At 42.9% G+C, this 2,417-nt stretch carries 2 protein-coding genes; one reads left to right on the forward strand and one right to left on the reverse strand.

The genetic code is table 11. The annotated features are described in order from the left end of the window. The coding region (gene nrdD / locus V7D75_RS09400; RefSeq protein ID WP_333614351.1) for an anaerobic ribonucleoside-triphosphate reductase at window positions 1–1,314 on the forward strand (1,314 nt) is incomplete at its 5' end. Between the two features lie 178 nt (window positions 1,315–1,492). On the opposite strand, the gene V7D75_RS09405 is transcribed toward nrdD, so the two are convergent. Continuing rightward, window positions 1,493–2,386 (reverse strand): pirin family protein, encoded by an 894-nt coding sequence (locus tag V7D75_RS09405; RefSeq protein ID WP_333614352.1) that lies wholly within the window; start codon window positions 2,384–2,386, stop codon window positions 1,493–1,495. Between the last annotated feature and the right edge of the window lie 31 nt (window positions 2,387–2,417).

Here is a 2,417-nt window from a genome sequence, read left to right on the forward strand (position 1 = left end):
CGTAAAGACCATGGTAGTGATTATTTAACCACTCATAAATCATTGATTGAAAACTGTTTCCAGCAAGTGGTTTATTCCATTAATCAACCTGCTGCGGCGCGTGGTTATCAGAGCGCGTTTTGGAATATCTCTTTATACGACGAACATTATTTTGATGCCATGTTTGCCAACTTTGTGTTTCCTGATGGTGAAAGACCATGCTGGGAAACGATTAAACAGCTACAGGCGTATTTTTTAACCTGGTTTAATGAAGAGCGTAAACGTGCAATCTTAACTTTCCCAGTCGTTACCTGCGCCATGCTAACCGAAAACGGTAAATGTAAAGATGAAGAATATGCCGATATGCTAGCGACCGAGTTGGCAGAAAAAAACAGCTTCTTTATTTATCAAAGCGACAATCCGGACTCTTTAGCTTCTTGTTGTCGTCTACGCAATGAAATCACTGATCACAGTTTCTCTTATACTTTGGGCGCAGGTGGTGTGGCTACTGGCTCAATCAATGTTATTACCCTTAATCTAAATCGTATGATTCAAAATGGACAAGATTTGGCTGCAGAGGTACAAAAAATTCATAAGTATCAGGTCAGTTATCGTAAGCTGATGGAACAATATCAAGCATCTGGCATGTTACCTGTTTATGATGCAGGGTTTATTCAACTAGATAAGCAGTTTTTGACGCTCGGTATCAATGGCATGGCAGAAGCGGCGGAGAGTCAAGGCATAGTAGTCGGTAATAATCCGCAATATCATACTTTCGTTAACGACATCCTAAAAACCATTTATGATGAAAATCGTAAAGCCAGTATCCAGTATGGTTTGAAATTTAATACTGAGTTTGTACCTGCAGAAAACTTAGGCGTTAAAAATGCCAAATGGGACAAACGAGATGGCTATGAAGTGCAGCGTGAGTGCTATAACTCTTATCTGTATCTGGTAGAAGATGAAACAACCAATACCTTGGATAAGTTTATGCTGCATGGACGTGAGCTTACGCAGTGGCTCGATGGTGGCTCTGCCTTGCATTTGAATTTGGATGAAACTCTCGATAAGCAGCAGTATCGTAAATTGCTTGATATTGCGGCAACCACAGGGTGCCAATACTTTTGTATTAACGTGCGTATCACCATTTGCAATGAGTGTCAGCATATTGATAAGCGCACCCTCTATCACTGTGAGGCTTGTGGCTCAAACGATGTCGATCATGCCACGCGTATCATTGGCTATTTAAAGCGGATATCCGCTTTTAGTGAGGGTCGGCGCTTAGAACATCAATTGCGCCACTATCGCCGTGAAAGCCAAGTTGATGTGGCCTAAGTTTGCCAATAAATCATTCTAGGTGATGAGAGCGGTTACTCCGTGCGACTAGATAGCTGGTTAAATAGATTTGCTTTTCTTATGATTAAAAAGGCCCGTATTAGCGAACTAATACGGGCTTTGATATTCAATAGAGTATTTAAGTAAATAAGGCTAATGCTTAGCTAATAGCTAAACCTTAAGCGCCTTCACCAAACTTGCCGCTTTGGAAATCGGTGACCGCTTGCATGATTTCTTGCTGACTGTTCATGACAAAAGGACCATATTGTACAATAGGTTCGCGTAGTGGGCGACCAGTGATTAAAATCACTTTGGTATCCTCACTACTATCGGCTGTAATGGTAACGCCATCTGCACTTTCATCATTCTCAAGAATAGCCATGGTCTTGGTTGGTACCGTTTCGCCTGCAATCTCTATGGTACCGCGATAGACAAAAGCAAAAGCATTATGGTCAGCCGGAATCTCCTGACTAAAACTCGTTCCTGCTGGTAGATGGATATCCAAATAAGTCGGCTCAGTGATGTCGCGTGTGACCGCACCTTCAATACCATGCGATTGACCTGCAATTACCGTGACGTCTACGCCATCTTCCGTGCTATATTTTGGCAAATCGTCACTTTGGAAATCTTTATACCAAGGGTCATTCATTTTATCTTTGGCAGGTAGGTTAAGCCAAAGCTGAAAACCTTCCATTGCGCCGTTTTCTTGTTCAGGCAATTCTGAATGAATCACACCGCTAGCCGCCGTCATCCATTGGACGCCGCCATTTTGTAATAGCCCTTCGTTACCGGCGCTGTCGCGGTGGCGCATGCGGCCAGTAATCATATAGGTAATGGTTTCAAAACCACGATGCGGATGATTGGGGAAACCGGCAACATAGTCGTCTGGATTATCGCTTTTAAAGTTGTCTAACATCAAATACGGGTCAAGGCGCTCTTGTAGCTGCTGGGTCAGTACCCGTGTCAGCTTAACCCCAGCACCGTCTTGGGTATCGACGCCAGCGTAAAGGTGTTCAATTTGGCGCGAGTTTTTCACTGTGTCTTTTATATCAGGCGTGACAGTATGATTCATTATATTATCCTTAAAAACCATTTGGTTTATC

Source organism: Psychrobacter sp. (assembly GCF_036731945.1).
Classification (GTDB): domain Bacteria; phylum Pseudomonadota; class Gammaproteobacteria; order Pseudomonadales; family Moraxellaceae; genus Psychrobacter.